Raw genomic sequence first — 19,829 nt, 5'->3', positions numbered from 1 at the left:
TGCTCGTGGATTACTGCTCTTCAGGCAGCGCCGCAAAGGTCATACGGGCATCAACCACCACCGGCTCATTGCCGATCTCACCGACAATCAGCGGATTGATATCCAGATCGAGAATCTGGGGAAAATCAGTGGTCAGCTGACTGATACGTTGTAATGCCACGGCAATGGCATGGAGATCAACTTCTTTGACACCGCGTTTTCCCTGGAGCAGTTCATACGATCGGGTTGATTTGAGCATCTGGATGGCTTCGTCTTCTGTGATCGGTGCCAGGTGAAAGGTGACATCTTTCATCACCTCAACAAAGATACCGCCCAGACCAAACATCAGCATGGGCCCGAACTGCGGATCACGGGTCATACCAATAATGACCTCCAGCCCTTTTTCCGCCATCTTTTCAACATAGATACCACCGATGATGGCGTTAGGCGCATGTTTGTTAATGCGGAGCATCATCAGATCAAAGGCATCCACAACCTCCTGAGCTGAACCGAGATTGAGTCGGACCCCGCCCAGGTCTGATTTGTGCACAATGGAGGGAGAGATAACTTTGAGGGCCACGGGGAAGCCGATGAAACGGGCAATTTCAACCGCCTCCTCCGCACTTGTCGTCACCCGGCCCGGTAAAATCTGAAAACCGTATGCCTTGAGGATATCTTTTGATTTAACCTCACCCAAACGAAGTCGATTGGTGTGCTGCCGCCGGGTGATAATCCGTTCCACACGTCTTCGGTTCACCGGAAAACGGACAACATGCCGGGCAGGCCGATGCTTCCAGACACCGTATTCATGCATGGCTTTCAGCGCCCCAACGGCCCGCTCCGGTGAGTCGTAAAACGGCAGTCCCGCGGCAGCCAGCTCTTTGCGTGAAGGCATGATATCACTGCCGCCGAGGAAAGAGGCGATCACCGGGATTGTTTCGTCAAGATGGGCAACAATGGCACGCACTGTAGCAGCCGGCTCGGTCATGTACTGCGGTGCAAGGACAATGAGAATTGAATCGATGTCCGGGTGGGCAACGGCAATGTCGATGGCCGCAGCGTAGTGACGGGGTTCAGCTGCCGCAGAGATATCGACAGGGTTGTCAATAAATGCAGATGGCGGCAGGTGCTGCCGTAACTGTTCCTCCAGGTCGGGAGTGAGCAGAGGAACACTCATGCCTGCCTTTTCAACCGCATCCGCCGACATCGTCGCCGAACCGCCGGCATTGGTAATAATCAGTACCCGATCACCTTTGGGAGTCGGTTGCAGGGCCAGTGCGGTGGCATAATCAAACAGCGCTTCAAAGGAGTCGGCACGACAGATTCCGGCCCGTTTGAAGGCAGCCCCGTAGGCGGTATCTTTTCCGGCCTGCACACCGGTGTGACTTGCAGCAGCCCTGTTCCCGGCAACAGTGATGCCCGCCTTCAGGATAACCACCGGTTTTCTTGTACTTGCCTTTTCAGCTGCCTTGACAAACTTGTCACCATCACTGATATCCTCCAGATAGCCGACAATCACCCGGGTTTCTTCGTCATGGGCCAGCGCTTCCAGAATATCGACCTCAGTGATATCCGCCTTATTACCAATGGAGACCGCCTTGGAAACCCCAAGCTCCCGTTCATCGGCGATATCCATCATTGCGGTACACAGAGCACCCGATTGTGAGAAAATGCCGAGTTGACCGGCCTGGGGAATACGTTTGGAAAAAGAGGCGTTCAGGTTAATAGCGGTGTTGATGACACCAAGGCAGTTGGGCCCAAGTAAGCGTACGCCTCCCTTGCGGCAGATCTCAATCAGCTCGTCTTCAATGAGCCGACCCTGTCGACCGGCCTCCCTGAAACCTGCAGCAACAACAATGATTGCACCGGCCTTCTTCCGGACCGCCTCTTCAGCCGCGGCCGGAACCTGCTCCGCCGGAACAGCCACGACAACCAGATCAATGGGATCGGGATAGTCGGCAAGTTTCGTATAAACCGGAAGGTTGAAGAGCTCCCCTCCTGCCGGATTAACCGGGATAATCGGTCCTGCAAACCCGCTTTCCAGCAGGTTGCTCATGGTAGCGTAACCGACTTTACCCTCGGTTCGAGAGGCACCGATAACAGCAATCGACTTGGGCGAAAAAAGTCTTTCCAGCATATTGTCTCTACCTTTTTAATTCTTCCGGAACATGGATGATGAAACCGGCGGCCTCAAGGGCTTTGTACATGGAACGGATGTTGTACGTGTTAATGCGAAGAAAAATCATCGGTTGTCCCTGATCTCCGCCACCACTTCGCACCAGCCGGGTGAAGGTTACCCGGTTTTCTTCCATCAGCTGAACAAGTCTGGACATCGCCTGCGGATCTCCCTGATCTTCTATGGAGATCAGCACCGAACCCTTTTCACCCAGGCCGAACAGAGCACGGTAGGCATTTATCAGATCAGCTGTGGTGAAAATACCCACAACCTTGTCTTCATCACCAACCACGGGTAATGCGCCGATCTTTTTTGACTGAAACAGCAGCAGGGCATCATCCAGAGTAGAGCTGGGGTTAACGGTCAGACACTCCCTGGTCATGAGCACGTCAACCGGCGTGTTGTTCACTTTTATTTCAATATTCTGCCGTTCCTTACTGCGGGCGACACTCGATGGCCGGGCTGAGCGCAGATCGCGATCCGACAGAATACCAGCCAGCTGGCCCAGTTCATTCACAACCAGAAGGTGACGGATATTATGTTGCTCCAGGATGCCGATCGCCTCGGCGACGGTCTTCTCCGGAGTGATGGTAATGGGTGACGGGGTCATGTAAGAACGTATGAACATCGCATTTCTCCAACGAGCAACAGTGTATCTGGATTTTTATTTAAAGTTAGTCGGTGAGCCCAAGAAGATACGCCTCGACACTGGTGCCGAGTACGTGCAGGTTGTATCCCCCTTCCAGGATAGAGACGAGTCTGCCATCCGTTAAATCAACGGCCAGTTCCTTAACAAAATTCCCCAACAGTCGGTACAGGTGATTGGTGAAAGCAAGTCCGGACATATCATCATCCCGATGCGCATCAAACCCGGCCCCGATAATCAGAGCATCGGGCTGGAAATTTTCCAGAAAAAGACGGATCTTCGGCAACAATCGTACAACCTGCTCCTCTCCGGCACCAGGGGCCAGAGGCAGGTTGAGGATGGTGCCTTTGCCCGGCCCTATTCCCCGTTCTTCCGCCCATCCGGTTCCCGGATAACTGAAACTGGGATGTTCATGTATGGAAATGTAGGCGGTTTCAGCCTCTTCCTCAAAGGCTGTCTGGATGCCATTACCATGGTGAGCATCAAAGTCAAAAATGCAGACGCGCCGACGGTTATATGCGTGCTGCCAGTAGCGAGCGGCGATCACACAGTTGTTGAAGAAGCAGAAACCATACGGCTGATTGGGTTCAGCGTGATGACCGGGCGGGCGAGTCTGACAAAAGACGATTGAACCCGGCTCTTGTTCAGCAACATCAACCCCCACTAAACCGGAACCGGCTGACAGGGTGGCAACTTCATAGGAATCATAACAGACCTGATTGTCCTGATGATCGATATACGTACGCCCGGACAACACAGCTTCTTCAAAACGAAACAACCATCCTTCCGTATGAAAGGTCAACAACTCGCTCCGTTGCACCGGTCGTGGCAGGACATGTCGAATTTGATTGACAAGAGGCCCTTCGACCAGCCGATCCGTGATAACGGTCAGGCGTTCCCGGGCTTCCGGATGATCTCCACCACCGGTATCATGACGAAGAAAAGCCGGGGCGGTGACTATGGTAATTATCGGTTCATGTTTCATTGCACAATCAAACAACCTCAATCCGGTCAACTGCAGCAATGGCTGCTTCTTCTGTATCAGCTCGGGAGTTTAACGTATTCTTAAAAAAAAACATACTGCTGTCTTTACAATTCAAAAAACAGACGCCGCCATCCCTGACAGGATACACAGCCGGGTGTAAGATCGTCTTTAAAAAACGACCACCGATCTTTCATGCAGATACACTTTAAACCTGCATGACCGGCTATGAACCTGTCTGCATGGGCTGCCGGTAAAAATTATTTAAAGTAAAAAATAGTATGGTATAAGAACTATTCACAATAAAACCGTCACCCACAACCATTACCTCTTGCACAGGCCGCACCTCAGCCAGACATCACCATGCCCCTGCCTTCATCGATCAAGGATAAAAATCCCGCCGACAGCTCCACTTCAGCAGCTGTTCTCGTTTTTGATCAGGTGAAAAAAACATTCACAGCCGACAAGACAACAATCACCGCTCTTGACGGTATCAGCTGTGCAATTCAGCCACAGAGAGTTACCGGTCTCATCGGCCCTGATGGCGCGGGGAAGACTACGTTCATGCGGCTGAGCACCGGACTTTTACAGCCCGACCACGGTACTCTCCAGGCCCTGGGCATTGATGTGATCCGCGACCCGCTCGAGGTGCAGGCACAGATCGGCTATATGCCGCAGCGTTTCGGTCTGTACGAAGATCTCAGTGTGCAGGAAAACCTGGACCTGTATGCCAACCTGCAAGGTGTACCGCAGCAGACGCGGAATGAACGTTATGCCCGTCTGTTGGCCATGGCTGGGCTTGAGGATTTTCGCCATCGCCTGGCCGGGCGACTTTCCGGCGGCATGAAACAGAAGCTGGGGCTGGTGTGCACCCTGGTGCGACCACCGCGTTTACTGCTGCTTGACGAACCCACTGTGGGCGTTGATCCGATATCACGGCGTGAGTTGTGGGAAATTGTCTACCAGCTTGTGGAAACCGAGGGCATGAGTGTGCTCTTAAGTACCGCCTATCTTGATGAGGCTGAACGCTGCACTGAGGTCGTGCTGATTCATCAGGGACAGATTCTTGGCCATGACCGGCCGGAGGTCTTCAGCCGCCGGGTAACCGGCCGAATATGGTCGATACGGGCGCCACATGTTGCCAAACGTTCTTTACAACTGCGTTTGAGCAATGATCCGGCAGTCCTTGATGCGTTAATTTTAGGAAAAAGCATCCGGGTTGTCAGTCATACGCCGGAGACATTACATCTTGCTGATCCCCCCCCCGAACCGTACAGCATTGAACCCGCTGAACCGCGTTTTGAAGATTATTTTGTCGCCACCCTGAAAAAGAACCATCGCCCTGCTGACTCCCCTGCCCGGATCACCTTGGGACAGAACAACCATCGCATTGTTGATGAAGACGTCATTGTAGCCGACAACCTTGTCCGTCGTTTCGGCAGCTTCTATGCGGTTGACCGCGTCAGCTTCAGTGTCCGGCGCGGTGAGATATTCGGCTTGCTTGGTGCCAACGGGGCCGGCAAAACCACCACCTTCCGTATGCTCTGCGGTCTCTTGCCCATCTCCAGCGGGTCATGTTCTGTTGCCGGCATGAACCTGCGCACCGCTGCCTCTGCAGCCCGCAGCCGTATCGGGTACATGGCCCAGAAATTCTCCCTGTACGGTAACCTGACCGTTCTGCAGAACCTTGGTTTTTTTGCCAGTGCCTATGGTCTGCGAGGTCAGGAGCGACTCGACCGGATCAACTGGGCCTTAGACACCTTTGCCCTGACCCCTTATTCCGGCAGTGAAGGGCAATCGTTGCCACTTGGTTTTAAACAGCGCCTGGCGTTAGCCGTAGCACTGATGCATGAACCTGAGGTGCTCTTTCTTGATGAGCCGACCTCAGGGGTGGACCCCCTTGCCCGGCGGGAATTCTGGGCACAGATCAACAGCCTTGCTGATCAGGGCGTCACGGTTCTTGTCACCACCCACTTTATGGAAGAGGCGGAATACTGTGACCGGTTGGTGATCATGGCTGAAGGCCGGGTATTGGCTGAAGGTTCTCCGGAGTCTCTTAAAGAGCAATTTGACGAGCAGGACGGACAGGAGACAACCATGGAAGATGTCTTCATCGGTCTGCTGCAAACGCACCACCACGGTTAAGAGGTCATCTAAGATGAAACCAGGACGAAACATGCGCCTTGCCGGCCTGATGCGCAAAGAATATCTGCAGGTGCTGCGCGACCCGTCCAGTATAGCCATCGCCTTTGTTCTCCCGGTGGTACTTCTGCTCATCTTCGGCTACGGGGTAAGTCTGGACGCCACAAATATCCGCATAGCCCTGGTGATTGAACAGCCGGACAACATTGCCCGCAACTTTGCCGGCAGCTTTGATCAGTCGCCCTACTTTGCACCAAGATCTTTTTCCTCCATCCAGGAGGCGGAAACCGCCCTGCGGCGTGCTGAGGTGGACGGTATTGTCTGGCTGCGCTCCGACTTCGGCAGTGGATATCTTCAGAACACGTCACCGCCCATCGGGTTGATTGTCAACGGTGTGGATGCCAACACGGCCCGCCTGGTCGAAGGATATGTTCAGGGTATCTGGTTCACCTGGCTGGAGCAACAGATGGAACTGGCCGGAAAAAAGATGACCTCTCCGGTGCAGCTTGAACAACGCATCTGGTACAACCCGGCAGTGCGGTCCACCGATTTTCTCATACCCGGCATACTGGCCGTCATCATGACCCTGATCGGCGCCCTGCTGACAGCTCTGGTCATTGCCCGCGAATGGGAACGCGGCACCATGGAGGCCCTTCTTGTTACCCGCATCTCAGCCCCGGAGATTCTTCTTGGTAAACTGATCCCTTATTTTTTCCTCGGCATGGGTGGATTAGGCCTCTCGCTGGTGATGGCACAATTCCTGTTTCATGTGCCGATGCGTGGTTCGCTGTGGTTGTTGCTGGCCAGTTCAGCACTCTTTCTCTGGGTGGCACTGGGAATGGGATTTTTTATTTCCACGGTGTTCCGTTCCCAGTTTGTTGCCGCCCTGGTGGCCATGGTCAGTACCTTTTTACCGGCGTTCATCCTCTCAGGCTTTATTTTTGATATCCGCAGCATGCCGGTCATCATCCAGGGGCTCACCTACCTGATTGCCGCACGGTATTACGTTACCATCCTCCAGACCCTGTTTTTAGTGGGTGATGTGTGGAGTGTTGTCTGGCCCAATGCAGCAACGCTCGCGCTGATGGGATTTTTTTTCCACGGCGTGGTCTATCACAAAACAAAAAAAAATCTCCAATAGGTTGTGCACATCGTGAACCAGCGCATCCTCGCCCTTATCATCAAAGAGTTCCTGGCACTGTTCCGTGACAAAAAGAGCCGCATGGCTGTTATTATGCCACCTATCCTGCAGTTGCTGGTGTTTGGCTATGCGGCCACCTTTGACCTTGAACAGGCCGGCCTGACCATTCTCAACGAGGACACCGGTGCCTTTTCCCGCGATCTCGTCAACCGCTTTGAACAGACAGAAGCATTTGACGTGGTTGGTTACCTGCACTCTCAGGATGAAATAAAGCCGGTCATTGATCGTCAGGCTGCGCTTTTAACACTGCATATCGGTGAACAGTGCTCAGCCAATGTGGCCCAAGGAGAAAGCTGCCCGCTCCAGGTGATGATCGATGGACGCAACTCCAACACCGCCATGCTGGCGCTCAACTATGTCCGCTCCATTGTTGCCGACTTCAACGAAGAGTATGCTATCAAGATGCATGGCACAGGATCGCCGGCCAGACTGGACATGCGGGCATGGTTCAACCCGAACCTGGAGAGCCGGTGGTTCATTGTCCCCGGGATCATCCCTCTGCTTGCCATGGTCGTCACACTGGTCGTCACCGCTCTGTCAGTGGCTCGTGAACGTGAAGACGGCACCTTTGACCAGTTGCTGGTAACGCCGCTTCGACCGTGGGAGATCCTTATTGCCAAAGCCATGCCAGGACTGATCGTCGGTGTGGGGGAATCGCTTCTGATTGTGGCGGTGGCCGTCTACTGGTTTAAGGTACCGTTTGTCGGTGATGTGCTGACACTGCTCCCGGGCCTGGTCATCTACGTGTTGTCGATCATCGGTGTTGGCCTGATGATCTCCTCTTTTTCCACCACCCTGCAACAGGCCCTGCTCGGAGCATTCCTCTTTCTTGTTCCTGCGGTCACCCTGTCCGGCTTTTCCACACCAATTGCCAACATGCCGGATTTTATGCAAAAGCTCACCTACCTCGATCCGATGCGCTATATCCTGGTCATCATCCGACGGGTCTTTCTGGAAGGTGCCGGCATCGAATACTTCTGGAACGAACTCTGGCCCATGTCACTCATTGCGCTGGTCTCCCTGGCGGTTGCCACATGGCTGTTCCGGCACCGGTTATACTGACGTGACCCGGGGATACACAGGTAACTTCCCGGACTTTTCCTGATACCAAAAAAAGACCGTTGCTCTGACTAAAAACCTTTTCGTCTTTTTCCCCGGGCCGCCGTGTTAATGGACTCGCCATTTTTCTGACGCCTGGTATATTTTCGCATTCTTTTTTCTTCAGCCGGTTTTTCCTATGGGCATTGCAACAGACATTATCCTGCTTGTTCTTACGGCATTCTTATGCGGGCTGCTGATGCAGCGTCTGCGCCAGCCCCTTATTCTCGGCTACATCCTTGCCGGCATTCTTCTTGGTCCGCACACCGGCGGGCTGACCATTACAGAAGTGCACGATATCGAACTGCTTGCCGAAATCGGCGTTGCCCTGCTCCTGTTCGCCCTGGGGCTTGAGTTCTCGCACAAGGATCTTAAACCGGTCAAACTGATTGCGCTGATCGGCACCCCTGTGCAGATCGGTCTGACCATGCTCCTTGGCTACGGTATCGGCACAATGATGGGATGGGATCCAAAATCCTCCATCTGGTTTGGAGCGCTGATCTCCCTGTCAAGCACCATGGTTCTGCTGAAAACACTGATGAATCAGGGGTGGCTGGGAACCCTGTCAAGCAAGGTGATGATCGGCATGCTGATTGTGCAGGACCTGGCGGTTGTGCCGATGCTCATTATTCTCCCCCTGATGAACGACCCGGCCGCCGGGCTGATCTCATTGGGGTATGCAGCTGTCAAAGCCTCTCTTTTTCTCGGCAGCATGTTTCTGCTGGGCGCCAGAATGCTGCCCTGGCTTATGCGGCATATCGCTAAACTCGGTTCACGGGAACTGTTTCTTCTGGCCATCATCACCATTGGGCTCGGGATAGGGTATCTGACCTACCTGGTCGGCCTGTCCTTTGCCTTTGGCGCCTTTATCGCGGGCATGGTCTTGAATGAATCCGACTATGGTCATCAGGCGCTCAGTGATATCATTCCCCTGCGCGATGTCTTTGGCCTGCTCTTCTTTGCCTCGGTGGGCATGCTCCTTGACCCCCGATTCCTCATGAATAACCTGGGCACCATTCTGATGCTGGTCTTACTGGTCAGTACTGGTAAAGGCGTTATCTTTGCCTCTCTTGCCTGGCTGTTTTCGTATCGCAATGTCATCCCCATTGCCATTGGGTTCGGCCTGTTTCAGATTGGTGAGTTTTCCTTTGTCCTTGCCAGAATAGGTCTGTCCACCCAATCGATCAGCATTGACTTTTACAACCTTATCCTCACAACCGCTGTCCTGACCATGATCCTTACGCCGATTGTGTCGGCACAGACTGCACGGTTGTACACCCTGCAGAAACAGTGGTTTAAAAAAGAACAGCTGGAGTCCATCAACTTCCCTAAAACCGGTTTTTCCAACCACGTCATCGTGGCCGGCAGTGGGCGGGTCGGTCTGCAGATCGCAGCGGTCCTGCATCGTCTTGCCCTCCCCTTTGTTCTGATTGAACTGGACCAGCGACGAATCGAACAGGCACAAAACCTGGGGTATGCTGTTGTCTTTGGTGATGCCAGCCATGAAATTGTTCTGGAAGCAGCCGGGGTGGCAAAAGCGGCCTTACTGGTTATCACTGTTCCTTCAGTGGTGGATAACGAGGCCATCATCACGCATGCACAACTGCAAAACCCCTCGCTTGAGATTATCGCACGAATTTCCGACCCGGACTTTGCAGAAACCTTCAGTGAGCTGAATGTGTATGATCTGGTCTATCCGGAACTGGAAGCCGGTGTAGAGATGATTCGGCAGGTGCTTTTGGTATTGCAGGTTCCGATAACAGAGATACAGCGACAGACTGAAGCCCTGCGCCGCGAATTTTTCACCAGTCGACTCAGCCAGAGCAGACCCTATAAAACGCTTGCCCAGTTTCGTTCCGCAGAGCAGCAGTTCGACCTGGAATGGATTGCGGTCAACGTGCACAGCAGCCTGATCAACAGGTCAATCGGCGAGGCGGAGATCCGTAAAAAGACGGGGGTATCTGTTGTCGGCGTGCTTCGAGAAAACCAGCTGGAACCCAACCCCGGGCCGCAGTACCGTTTTCACGAAAAAGATATGGTCGCTGTCATTGGCTCTGATGAGGCACGGGCCAGGTTTCATGCCGTTTTTATGACTCCCAGTCCCACAGGTTGAAAAAGAGCAGCCATTCACACTGGTTTTACATCCAAAAAATACAAAAAGATCTGCACCCAAAAACATTCAAAACTCAATGGATCCTGCCCCGTTTTTGAAGGATATTTCGTTAAGCGAGTATATTTTTTAACGGAGGTGTTCGATGACAACGAAAACAAAGTCAGGAAAGAGTAGATAGCGGCATCCACAGCAGTACAAGACAGAATCACTGGCCTGTGCCGAAAAGGTTGGTGTTCCGACAGCAGCCAGGCAATGAGGGCTTCATGAAAGCCAGCTGTATTCCTGGCGAAGCAAGGCTCGTCTTGTCCAAAATCGCAGCGGTGTGGAAGAACGACTTCTTGTAGAAAACACTCGGCTCAAGCGCCGGCCGAACAGGCCGAAGAGTTGACTAGGGTAAAAAGGCCGCAGCGTACTTTGCCAAGAGCCTACAGTGAGGTACGCCTTTATGCAGAACCATGCAGACGAATTCAAGAGTACTTCCATGAGCCGTGTGTTGGGTGTCTCTCGTAGCGGATTCTACCGCTGACGACGACAAACTCGAAGCACAATCTTCCGGTCACGCTAAATATGCTCCAGCAGAATTTCAGCGCCGATGCTCCGAACCAGAAGTGGGCAAGCAATATAACCTATCTCTGGACAGCTGAAAGATGGCCTTACCTTGCTGTGATTATCGATCTGTTTTCACGGATGGTAGTTGGCTGGACTTTGGCAGAGCGTATGACCGCCGAGACACAGCAGCACACCGTCTGCCCACACAAGATCTGTTCCTCGATCACTTGGCAGGCATTGTTATGAACCGTGCTGTATTGCTAGAAAGACTCGATCCTCTAATTATCCTCTACCTTGATCTGTTACCTGTTGAATCTGGATCGCAGGTGCAATGCGAGTTCGAATTTCGTTGTAAACAGCGATGTCGACGCCCTCGGCTACCTCCAGCGACACGGCCAACCCATACGCGACAGGATTTTGGATTTTTCCAGCATCCTTACGGCAGTTCACTTTGATTTCGATAACTTCCCCATCGATGAACGGCTCCGCTCTCTGGCCTTCGAACACTTCGTGTTGGACTGTTCCTCTCTTCACAGTTTGCCAATCTGCGTTCTGACGAGATGGAGCCAAACCGTTATTAATAGCTTCAAACCATAGGCTTGCTGTCCGGTATCTTTGAGTGCTGGCCGAAACAGGTGAAAGCCAAGCAAGAGTCACTGTTAAGCGTCTTCGCTCTTGGCGGGCGCTGAGAGATGGAGGTAACGGCAATCGAAAAACGTGAGCTTCACCATCAGAGAGTTCACCATAGCCAAGCAAGGTGGCTCTCTGATCTGTACAGTCAAGAACCCGGTCTATTTGTGGAAGGCCATAGCCCAACCAGCGAGCCAGAAGAGATTTATACTGCCTACCAATTTCACTAGAGATGTCTGCTGGCCTCGAATACAAAGACTCAGCACGTTCTCTAATTTCCCTTCCAAGATCCGAATTTTCGATTCGAGACTTTAGGTGATCACCGATATCGCCCCACGAACAGCCATGCACCAGCATCGCCTTCAGTAGTGGGACTTCATAACTTCTCGGATCAACTTCAGCCGCTTGTTCACTAAAGATTTGCTGCAGGGAGTCGTAACAAATACACGCCGCCCTACTGATCAACGCTGTTGCGTTGCTCGTTCCACAACTGTATGAAGTGGCATCTAATTCACCAGCAAGACTTCCGGGAGAAGCTGTTTTGTTTCCGGGAGGAACCCGAAAAATTGCTGGCTCAATGGTTACGGGATTGGTTGGCTGTAATGGCAACCGGTACCACTGTCTCCCGCCGTAGAAGATAACGTCGGGTTTTATTGCACGTCGATAACCGCTGCCAAATGCAGAAACTGGGCTGGGTAATGGATGCTCGAACGGATCTATCCGGTTTCCTTGATAGGTGAGCTGAGATTCATCTTGATGTGTGGAGCCAACCGTCAACCCATTGATTGTTTCTGCAGGTGAAAGCAGCTTCCTATGACGGGCATCCCGATACAAAGCTCTGATCGTTGCAGCCTCGAACTCGTCAGCTCGAAATGAATCAAATTCTTCCTGAGATACCCCCAATGATATAGATGTCGGATGATTTCCTGCACTGACAACAAAAAGCACGCCATACTTCACACTCAACCAGTCCAGCAATCTGGCAATAGGGCTCATGGATTGTGTGAATTGACGAGTTCGGTCTCCGATCGACAGATTAATGACCCTAACTTGAGGTGCTGTTGGTCCTTCTCCCTGCCCCCCTTCAAATAACCGTTTAACCGCTCTGTGGATAAGATCGACTGCTAGGCAGTTTTCCGGAATGCCCTCGGGGCGTGGTGTATTTAGCCAGTTCAGTGGCTTCATAATAGACCGCACATAGATCGGCCGAGGTAATGGAGTAGAAGGCTGATTGAGATCACCATGAACAATCAATGATGCCATCGATGTTCCGTGGACACGTTCGGAGGCCGCGTAATCAGCGTCCCAGTTGTCTGGATCGTCAATAATCAAACGGCCAGCCAACAAACGATGATTGGCCAGCGGAACCCCATCAAAAAGAGCTACGACAGGATCACCAGTAGGCAGTGGCATTTCTTCAATTTGGGCGTTTTCAACATCCCCCTCTGGAGATTTGTCTCCGACCACCATTTGTCCAACAGGTCTGAAGAACATGACGTTCTCACATTTAACCAGTTCAGTTGTTGGGTTCTCCACAATAGATCGAATAGCATGAGCCGAAAGCTCGGCCAGGAGCCCATGGTAGGCGATGCCTTCAATTACTGACTGGTTTAGTATTCGGCCGCCTGCTTGCTGGACGAGGTACGTAACTTGACTCTCGCTAACTGCGCGAAGCTCGTTGCTACCACGAAACCAAAGTTCAGTCTCAAACGTAATTACCCTATCCCCGTCGTACTCAAGATTCTCTCTCCAGACATCAATGATTCCGGTTTCGAGAAGCCTATCCTGGACATCCCACTGGCGGATGCTTTTCAGGTGCAGGAACACGTCGCGAAACTTTGTAAGTCCGTGCTCGAATTGCATAGTGGGATCTTCTTGGTAACGTCGCCACAACGACAGCATCTGCTCAAGTGCTTGCTGGTTGGTCATGACGAGATATAGTCGCCCACTCAGCTCTTTGTCGGGTTTGGTTTCATCATAAAACTCTTCATCTGGGGTAATTTCATCAATTTCAATTTCACCCATCCACTCGAGCCCCACGATGCGTTTCACTGCATTGGCAAAGTTTTCGATACTTCCGACAGTCTCTATCACGAGAACCTGCTCTGGAATTATGCCAGCAGCACTCTGCTGTATTTCTATTCGTCTGGCATCAAATGTGGCCTGGAGTTGACTGAAGACTGGAGAAAGGCGATCCCATTGTCGTTGTGGTGTTGGCCTTCTTACTCGACCTCCACCACCTCCAAGCGTTGAACGAGAAGCCGTTTCAGGTGTCGGGAAAAGGAGTAGTGGGCGTTCAGGCATCCTTCACCTCCGGTTTGTTCTGTTGCTCCATGGTAACCGATCTGGCAGACCAGTTCCGAAGAGTTCTTGATACGATGTCCTTCATGTTGGCGTTCGGTTGTTCAAGCACGTACTGACGAAATAGGGACGTACCAAACTCTTCAACTTCAGCGAAATTCGATCCTTGGAGACGTTTGGCCAAAGTGCCAGGAGCATATCCCAAGGGAATCTTGATCCGGCGTTCGAACTTTTCGAACCACTCTGTCAGGCGAGCCCGAGTTGGACCGGGTAGCGTCATGCGGACCTGGAAGCGCCGCCATACCGCACGGTCCAGTAGTTCGGCATGATTGGTTGCCCCAATGACCATGACATGGCTCGGCAGGTTGTCGATCTGCATGAGCAGCGAACTCACCACGCGCTTGATTTCACCGGTCTCGTGCAGGTCACCGCGCTCCTTGCCAAGGGTTTCAAATTCATCAAAAAAGAGGACACACTTACGAGTGGAAGCGTACTCGAACAGTTTTTTCAAACGAACAGCAGTCTCGCCCAGATAGGTGCCGACGACGCTCTCATAGCGAACCACAAGCAGTGGAACCACCAGTGCTTCTGCAATGGCTTCGGCCAGGGATGTCTTGCCATTACCAGGAGGCCCGATGAGAAGCACGCGGTTGCGGGGCTCCAAATTGTAGGACCTGAGCAGGTCGGTCCGGTGCTGCTCCTGAATCAAGCTCTGGCAAATTTGCTGGACCTCATCCGGAAGGATGAGATCGGATAGCTTTCGTTGGGGCATAACCTCATGGAACAGGTTGTTCATACGGTGATCCAGCATAGGAGCACCGCCATTGATAGCGGGGCGTTCAACTGGCGCGGCGTTAAGTAACTCCTCGAGTTTCTCGGCCAGCACCTTGTGTTGCTTGCTCCGCTCTTCGGCGATGATCGCCTCGACGACCTTTCTAAAGCTGGCCTTGTCACCCCGTATACCGGATTGGACAAGGCGAATGAGTAAATCCGCTCTTGCCATTATTCGTCCCCCATCCGTGTTGCTGCCTGGTCGTACCACATGACCAGTTTGGGGTCTTTTTCCAGGAAATTGTCGCGGATCTTTTCGGCCACGGCGACGATAGTAGCGTAATCACGCTCCTGCCAAGTTTTTTTAAATCCAGCGCGGACAGCTTCCAAGTGGAGAATTTTGAGTTTCTTTTTAGCGGCTTTGTTGGGGTCAGGTACGTCGTACCAACGGTTTTCCGCTTCGCGGAAAAATGCGGGGTGTGAGGTAAGCAGATAGTCGCGCAACGACATGGTGGTGGCTCCAATCTCGGTACAGATGACCTTGAAGCGACCGGCTATCTGAGCGGCTGCATCGCGGACACAGGCGTTCTTCAGTCCTTTCAGCAGCGAGGCATCTTCAGCGATGCTGGAGACCACCGACATCAGGTGCGATTTACTACCCGTGCCGTAGTTACCGACGACCAGCAGCACCAAACGAGAGTACAGTTCTTCGGCTGCCTGGAGAGATTCTCTTATTCTATCAAGTACTGGGTTGTTCATCATTTTTCTCTTCTACCATTCTTCAGCATATGTCTGTACTATGCTTTCTGATTAATCTACATGAATAAATTCAAGTAGATATCTACAACAGTCTTTCTCTCCAGATTGTCTGCAGAAGCAGAGAGTCTTTCTGCCCCTATTGTCTAAAAACGAATATGACCGGAACAAAGAGATGCTCTTCGCGGCAATTGACGATCAAAGATGAACGACCGTTAGTTTGTGAAAACACGGTAGTCCAAGAGCTTTTTCTCGTTTATCATCTGGTGCAGCACGTCTACACACCAGCTTTAAAATGATAATGAAAATCCAAGTGTGTAAACAGCTTTTATAACAAAAAAAAGAATTTTTCATCACGGAGTTCCACATCACCGGACAGATGATACCTGAATCAGCAGATTATTCGATGAAATAAAGGAAAGGACTTCAGGGGGGTGAGACCAATAAAAAAAGGGCCCCTTGCCTGGCAAGGGACCCTTTAAAATGGCGGAGAAGGAGAGATTCGAACTCTCGGTACTCTCGTACACACGCGTTCCAGGCGTGCACCTTAAACCACTCGGTCACCTCTCCGTAGATGACTGAAAAACATCAGCCAGGCAGTATACCCTGCTCAGCTTGGAGCCTCTTCTATCCTGAACGTCGCGTTTTTGCAACGGAAAACTAGCGCCGTTGCCGAAAAAAGTCCTGTAGGATCTGCCTGCACTCCTCGGCACAGACCCCGCTGCTCACCGCAAAACCATGGTTGAGTAAACCATCAGCACCGATCTGATACCTTGAAACCACGCCGCCGCCTTTGGGGTCTGCCGTCCCAAAGACCAGCCGTGCTATCCGTGCATGCACAAGGAGTGCGGCGCACATCGGGCAAGGTTCCAGGGTGACATACACCGTTGTTCCGGGCAGTCGATAGTTGCCGAGCCGCTGACCAGCCAGCCGGACGGCCCGCATCTCTGCATGACCTGCAGGATCAGAGGCACGAATGCAGCAGTTGCCTGCCTCGGCAAGGATTACCTGCTTTTCGGCAACCACCACCGCACCTACCGGCACTTCACCTTGAAACGCAGCTGCCTGTGCCTGTGCCAACGCACGCTGCATCATCCTGATATCAAATTGTTCCTGCTGTGCATCGGTCTTTTTTAACTGCACCATCTCAACAATACCCTGCGTAACTTCTGTTTACATTTGGGAGCACGAATCCTATAATTACAAAAACGGCATTGAGAACACAAAACTGCAACCAAACGGGAGTAACAGGACCATGACAAAAAAAAGACCTGCTATACTCGCGTACGAATTTTCACTGAACAGCCAGCGGAATATTGAAACCGCTTTAGCCGGAAAATTTGAACTGAACTTTCAACATGATCTGAAATCGTTTCAGAGCGAGATCAACAAGAAGATGTACGATACGATCTTTTTGAACTTTCAGCCTGATAACGATGATGAAATATTTACTTTACTTGAACGAATTTACGAACAGACGCCATCCACCCCGATTATCGTTGCCTGTGCCTCAGAAGATGAGATCCGCTTTGATAAAAAAGCAGAGGCGATCATCTATGACATCCTGAACGTTCCTCTTTCGCCGGTACGGATACGACGATCCGTCCGTCAGGCTCTGCAACGCCGACAGCAGGAAAATGAACTGGCCTATCTGCGGCGCACGCAGGATATTGTCTACAGTTTCAGCCATATCGTTGCGGAAAGTGAGAGCTTTAAAAATGTCATAAAAAATCTGCGGAAGTTTGCCTCAACCGACGCCACCATTCTCATCACCGGCAGCACCGGAACCGGGAAAAGTTTCCTTTCCGCCACGGTTCACTATAACTCACCACGCCGAAACCAGCCGTTCATTAAAATCAACTGTGTCAACATCCCGGAAACCTTGCTGGAATCCGAACTGTTCGGTCACGAAAAAGGTTCGTTCACCGGTGCGGACAAACAACGTATCGGCCGTTTTGAACAGGCTGACGGCGGCACAATCTTTCTTGATGAAATCGGTGAGATCTCTTTGGAAATTCAGGCGAAACTGTTGCGGGTGCTTGAAGATAAATCCTTTGAACGCGTTGGCGGCAACAAAACCATTAAAGTCGATATCCGACTCATTGCCGCCACCAACAAAGATCTTCCCACCCTGATCGACCAGGGCAGGTTCCGTGAAGACCTCTATTACCGCATCAGTGTTTTACCGGTGCATCTCCCTGACCTCAAAGACCGTACCCGCTGTCTTCCGGCCATGGCGATGCGGCTTCTCGAAAAATCAACAACCTCCCTCAACAAAGGGAACATCACCGGCTTTACACCAGAGGCCATGGCCATGATTCAAGGGTACGACTGGCCGGGCAATATCCGCCAGCTCGGTAACACCATAGAACGGGCGGTAATCCTGGAAGAGGAAAATCTGATCGGCCTGCAGGCCATACACATTCCCGAACTGCGACGCCCCCCTGCTCCTGTCACCGAAGGCACCGAATCTCTGGAGACCCACGAACGTGAGCTCATCTTAAAGACACTGGCTGAAAACCTGTGGGTACAGAAAACCACGGCCCGCTGTTTAGGCATCAGCCCGCGGGTGCTTAACTACAAGATTAAGAAATTTGGAATCAGTCACCAGAACTGGCGTAAAAACAAAAAAAAATAATGGTACGTTCAATACAGCTGATCACCGGTACTCGACATGGTCAGGTTACCGTTTTTAACACCCCGCAATGCAATCAGCTGTTCCGCCAGATCCCGCACCTGAGAAGCCCTTCCCTTGACAATGGTCACCTCAAGACAGTTGTCATGATCCATGTGTACATGCGTTGTTGAGGTGATCTGATGATGATACTCGTGCTGAATCTCAGTTATCTTCTCCTGCAGCTGCGGCTGATGATGATTGTACACCAGGGTGATCACGCCGACGACTTCACTGTCCTGTTCCCACTCTTCATTGACTAAAACGTTTCTGATAAAGTCCCGAATCGCTTCAGACCGATTGGAGTACCCGCGACGTTGAAGGTACTCATCGAGTCGGGCAAGCAGCTTTTCATCCATTGATACAGAAAACCGTATAAGCATGGCTGTCACATCTCTTTTTCCAGTTCATCGAGTCTTTCAACAGCAAGTTTGGCCTCAGATCGCATGCTTTCCGGTAGTGTTGCATCCTTTGCCGACCGCATGAAGTACTGTTTTGCCGTTTTAATGTTCCCTCGGTACAGGTTGTACTTTGCCAGATAAAAAACACTGGCCCCTTCCCTGCCGCTGTTGGCCTCAAGCTGTCCCAGGTCAAAGTAGAGTTGTGCGTATTCAGGCATCACCGCTGCCACCCGCAGCAGTAGCTGTCGTGCTTTTGGGTAGTTACCGGTCATTGATTCCAGCTTCCCCAGCTGATACACACCGTACATGTCGTTTGCATCGCGTTGTATCGCCTGTTCGAGAACAGGACGAGCCTCACTGTGACGACCGCTTTGCAGAAGGATGACGGCACGGTCAACGTCAAGGATAGTTTCCCGGGGATACTGTTCACGAACCCTGTCCAAGTGGTGCAACGCCTGTTCATACTTGTGGTCCTGGGCATCCAACAGCGCTAAACCATATCTGCCCATATGCCGCTGTTCAGCCTCCTTGGCCGAATTCACCAAAGTTACACACGAGATGCGGAGCTTGTCCAGGTCTGTGGATTGGATAAGAACACGATACTTAAAACGTAAGAACGCAAAGTTATCCGTTGGTACATAAGCTGAAGGTTTTTGTTTCTGCTGTTCCCGTTCAATAAGCGATTCAACATACCCCAAACGTGCCTCAGGGTCGGGGTGAGTGAGCAGATATTGCGGTGTACCGGGACCGAACTGATAGCGGGTAATGCGCCGCATGGTCTGCAGCATCTCCCGCATGGACTCCGGATCCCGCTGCATCCGCTGCATCCAGGTAAAGGCCAGGCGATCAGCCTGTTCTTCGTCTTCACGGCTGTACTTGAGGTTCAGGGTCTGACCTGCAGCCAGAGAACCGGTCAGCAGTCCCTGCGAAAGACCGGGAACACCCAGGGCCAGGCCGGCGGCCCCAAGAATAAGAGATAGAGCACTGATTTTACTGCTCTTATCCAGCCGTTGCGCAATATGACGGCTGACAACGTGACCGATTTCATGAGCTAAAACACTGAGCAGCTGATCTTCCGTTTTCATGGTTTCAATCAGACCAGTATAAAAAAATACCAGGCCGGCCGGAGCGGCAAAGGCATTGAACTGATCGCTTTTCACCACAAAAAAATGATAATCAAAATGTTGCGGCCCGATATTTTCAAGAACAGTCTTTCCTAACCTGTTGATATACTGACTGATATCCGGATCGTCCAGGGTGGCCAGCTCCTTACGCATGGAGTAGAGCAGGTATTCACCAATTTTCCGCTCTTCACCGATACTCAAGGCTCTTACCTGTGCAGGCCAGGTCAGACAGGCAACAAGGGTAACAAGGGCAACCCATCGAAAAAATAAAGAATCTCGAATCATA

Annotated in this window: 14 protein-coding genes, 1 tRNA gene and 1 pseudogene; 6 read left to right on the top strand and 10 right to left on the bottom strand. The window is 51.9% G+C overall.

Translation table 11 applies throughout. The annotated features are described in order from the left end of the window. Positions 1-10: 10 nt before the first annotated feature. The 3 genes from HP555_RS10285 to HP555_RS10275 are packed head-to-tail and all read right to left on the bottom strand — an operon-like array spanning position 11 to position 3,786. A complete protein-coding gene (locus HP555_RS10285) occupies positions 11-2,116 on the bottom strand; it encodes an acetate--CoA ligase family protein (RefSeq protein ID WP_199262164.1) in 2,106 nt (701 codons plus the stop codon). 7 nt (positions 2,117-2,123) lie between these two features. Beyond that, positions 2,124-2,783, bottom strand: a complete 660-nt coding sequence (locus HP555_RS10280; protein WP_199262162.1) for a CBS domain-containing protein — start codon at positions 2,781-2,783, stop codon at positions 2,124-2,126. Between the two features lie 46 nt (positions 2,784-2,829). After that, a complete protein-coding gene (locus HP555_RS10275) occupies positions 2,830-3,786 on the bottom strand; it encodes a histone deacetylase family protein (RefSeq protein WP_199262152.1) in 957 nt (318 codons plus the stop codon). Positions 3,787-4,146: 360 nt separating this feature from the next. On the opposite strand from HP555_RS10275, the gene HP555_RS10270 reads away from it, so the two are divergent. From HP555_RS10270 to HP555_RS14145, 5 genes and pseudogenes are all read left to right on the top strand, one after another. Next, positions 4,147-5,928 (top strand): ATP-binding cassette domain-containing protein, encoded by a 1,782-nt coding sequence (locus tag HP555_RS10270; protein ID WP_199262150.1) that lies wholly within the window; start codon positions 4,147-4,149, stop codon positions 5,926-5,928. Between the two features lie 13 nt (positions 5,929-5,941). After that, positions 5,942-7,066 carry an ABC transporter permease gene (locus HP555_RS10265; protein ID WP_199262148.1) on the top strand — a complete coding sequence of 375 codons (1,125 nt, stop codon included), beginning with the start codon at positions 5,942-5,944 and terminating at the stop codon, positions 7,064-7,066. A gap of 12 nt (positions 7,067-7,078) precedes the next feature. Then, complete coding sequence (locus HP555_RS10260; protein WP_199262146.1) at positions 7,079-8,188, top strand: ABC transporter permease; 1,110 nt, start codon at positions 7,079-7,081, stop codon at positions 8,186-8,188. Positions 8,189-8,363: 175 nt separating this feature from the next. Then, positions 8,364-10,337, top strand: coding sequence for a cation:proton antiporter domain-containing protein (locus tag HP555_RS10255; RefSeq protein WP_199262145.1), 1,974 nt, complete (start codon positions 8,364-8,366; stop codon positions 10,335-10,337). 528 nt (positions 10,338-10,865) lie between these two features. Further along, positions 10,866-11,066: pseudogene (locus HP555_RS14145) on the top strand (DDE-type integrase/transposase/recombinase); the annotation flags it as partial. 102 nt (positions 11,067-11,168) lie between these two features. On the opposite strand, the gene HP555_RS10245 reads toward HP555_RS14145, so the two are convergent. The 5 genes from HP555_RS10245 to tadA all read right to left on the bottom strand — a co-directional run bounded on the left by HP555_RS10245 (position 11,169) and on the right by tadA (position 16,490). After that, on the bottom strand, positions 11,169-13,820 hold the full coding sequence (locus HP555_RS10245; protein ID WP_199262141.1) for a S8 family peptidase: 2,652 nt from the start codon (positions 13,818-13,820) through the stop codon (positions 11,169-11,171). Then, positions 13,813-14,820, bottom strand: coding sequence for an AAA family ATPase (locus tag HP555_RS10240; RefSeq protein ID WP_199262139.1), 1,008 nt, complete (start codon positions 14,818-14,820; stop codon positions 13,813-13,815). Before HP555_RS10240 ends, HP555_RS10245 begins: the two co-directional genes overlap by 8 nt. Beyond that, the gene (locus HP555_RS14140) at positions 14,820-15,347 is read right to left on the bottom strand and encodes a DUF6079 family protein (protein ID WP_408639851.1); all 528 of its coding nucleotides are present in this window, start codon (positions 15,345-15,347) and stop codon (positions 14,820-14,822) included. The genes HP555_RS10240 and HP555_RS14140 overlap by 1 nt, the downstream gene beginning before the upstream one ends. A gap of 481 nt (positions 15,348-15,828) precedes the next feature. Beyond that, positions 15,829-15,914: transfer RNA gene (locus tag HP555_RS10225), tRNA-Ser, on the bottom strand. 90 nt (positions 15,915-16,004) lie between these two features. After that, on the bottom strand, positions 16,005-16,490 hold the full coding sequence (gene tadA / locus HP555_RS10220; protein ID WP_199262137.1) for a tRNA adenosine(34) deaminase TadA: 486 nt from the start codon (positions 16,488-16,490) through the stop codon (positions 16,005-16,007). A gap of 109 nt (positions 16,491-16,599) precedes the next feature. Here tadA and HP555_RS10215 point away from each other — a divergent pair, with 109 nt between their 5' ends. Next, positions 16,600-17,982 (top strand): sigma-54 dependent transcriptional regulator, encoded by a 1,383-nt coding sequence (locus HP555_RS10215; protein ID WP_199262135.1) that lies wholly within the window; start codon positions 16,600-16,602, stop codon positions 17,980-17,982. 8 nt (positions 17,983-17,990) lie between these two features. On the opposite strand, the gene nikR is transcribed toward HP555_RS10215, so the two are convergent. Together nikR and HP555_RS10205 are read right to left on the bottom strand one after the other, a co-directional pair. After that, positions 17,991-18,401, bottom strand: a complete 411-nt coding sequence (gene nikR, locus HP555_RS10210; RefSeq protein WP_199262134.1) for a nickel-responsive transcriptional regulator NikR — start codon at positions 18,399-18,401, stop codon at positions 17,991-17,993. A gap of 5 nt (positions 18,402-18,406) precedes the next feature. Continuing rightward, positions 18,407-19,828, bottom strand: a complete 1,422-nt coding sequence (locus HP555_RS10205; protein ID WP_199262132.1) for a beta-barrel assembly-enhancing protease — start codon at positions 19,826-19,828, stop codon at positions 18,407-18,409. Position 19,829: the final 1 nt, after the last annotated feature.

Source organism: Desulfobulbus oligotrophicus (assembly GCF_016446285.1).
GTDB classification, from domain to species: Bacteria; Desulfobacterota; Desulfobulbia; order Desulfobulbales; family Desulfobulbaceae; genus Desulfobulbus; species Desulfobulbus oligotrophicus.
Note: the sequence above shows the minus strand (reverse complement) of the source record. Positions and strands in the feature narration are given on the sequence as shown.